The following is a 1765-nucleotide window of genomic DNA, read 5'->3' as shown; positions in this document are numbered from 1 at the left end:
AAAAATAAGGGCTTCTTTTAAATTGTTTAATCTATCTGCATATTCTTTATAATAATTATCTCTAAGTTCAAGCTCACCTTTGATCTTTCCAGCTTTAATACTATTTGTTATATTTATATTTTCACCATATTTTTTATTTCCTATAAATATATCATAATAGTTTTCACTATTTTCCTTTAAAATTAATTGATTACTAACTGAACCCTCGACTAGAGGATTATTACCAACATAAACTGATACCATTCCATTATCATCCTCGTAGGTTGTTATATCAACTAGTTCTGACAATTGATCTAACAATACATCCCTTCTATCTCTTAATTCGTTGGCTTTTTTATCATCATATTCAACACTTGCAATTTTTTTATTAATAGAAGCTATTTCATTAGCAATATCATTTACTTCTTCTGTATAATCTTTTATTTTCTCATTACTATCATTTCTCTGTCTCTCTATTGATTTAGCAGCATCATTGATTTTATTAGACAAGACTGTAGCTTTTTCAACAACCACTTCTTTCTTTGACAAGCTTTCTGCAGTATTATCTGGGGTAGTATTTGCTAAATCGCTCAATGCATTAAAATACTCTTTAAAAGAATCTCCAAGTCCAGCACCCATCTCTAATTCATTAAAATATACATCAATACTTTTTAAACCATTTTCCAACGTGTTATAAAGCTCATAACCAGATTTTTCATTCCTCAAATTTTTTGCAATTACATCACTATATACCCTTTTTGGGTCCTCAGTTATAATAAGGCCATTATCATTCTTTATCTCAACCCTCTGCCTTGAATAACCCTCTGTATCAACATTATTTATATTGTTACCTGTAACACTTAAACCCGCCTGAGAACTTGCTAAACCTGCTGCAGCTTTGTTTAGAGTATCATAAATATTAACCATTTTTCACCTTAAACACTCTTTCTTATAATAGATATACTATTAGCATCAATCTTTTTGTTTGCTGAATATGTTTTAGTCCTACCTTTAACTACCTTGTTAAAGAACTCATCTATTATTTTAATATTGTTTTTATATAGTATTTTAATTTTGGAATTATTATCCTCTATTTTTCTTACTATATTTAATATATCATTACATAGCTCTCTAAAATATTTCTTTTTCTCTTCACCACTAATGAAACTAGCTATATTTTCATATGTATATTTTATATGATCTTGATCACCTGTTAATTTTTTCACAAATCCTATCCTTGCCTCTTCTAAGATTTTTTCTTTATAAAATATATTCTCTTTTTTCTTATTAATTGATATTATATCATCAACCTTCCAATTTACTAACAAGTTAATCTCTAAAGCCAATAATTCCCCTAGCTCTTTATATAGCTTTTTTTCTGATTTAAGAACCTCAATTAGATTATCCACATTGTCCATCATAGCTAACCTCTAAAGAAATATTTACTACTAATATATTTAATAGTAATTAACCCGTATAATCCACATTATTAGAAACATTTGTTGCCTTAGTATAAGGCTTATACGTTTCTATGCTCCTTCTCTCAGCTTGGTTGTTGTATTTGTTAATATCCCTAAGGGTTTCTTGAGTGTCTTTCAAATATTCTAATTCTGCTCTATCCATTTTTCTATCAGCTTTATTTGCTACCCTTTGATCATGGGCTAACCTCACCTTGTTTATAACTCCAGGGGTTGCCTTTAATTCTTCTCTTTGGATTTGCCTTGTAAGGGAGTTTTCTATTTTTTGTAGGTCTTTGTATGTCTTACTAATCTGCCTATCATATCTT

At 28.8% G+C, this 1765-nt stretch carries 3 protein-coding genes; all 3 read right to left on the bottom strand.

Annotated elements, in window-relative coordinates:
• A partial coding sequence (gene flgK / locus SVN78_10885; GenBank protein MDY6822111.1) for a flagellar hook-associated protein FlgK occupies positions 1-906 on the bottom strand: 906 nt, incomplete at its 3' end.
• An 8-nt stretch (positions 907-914) separates the two neighbouring features.
• A complete protein-coding gene (locus SVN78_10880) occupies positions 915-1400 on the bottom strand; it encodes a flagellar protein FlgN (GenBank protein ID MDY6822110.1) in 486 nt (161 codons plus the stop codon).
• 46 nt (positions 1401-1446) lie between these two features.
• Positions 1447-1765 (bottom strand): hypothetical protein (locus tag SVN78_10875; GenBank protein ID MDY6822109.1); only part of this gene is annotated, 319 nt, incomplete at its 5' end.

It is taken from the genome of Deferribacterota bacterium (assembly GCA_034189185.1).
GTDB lineage: Bacteria > Chrysiogenota > Deferribacteres > Deferribacterales > UBA228 > UBA228.
The sequence above is the reverse complement of the archived record's forward strand: the minus strand, read 5'-3'. Positions and strand labels throughout refer to the sequence as shown.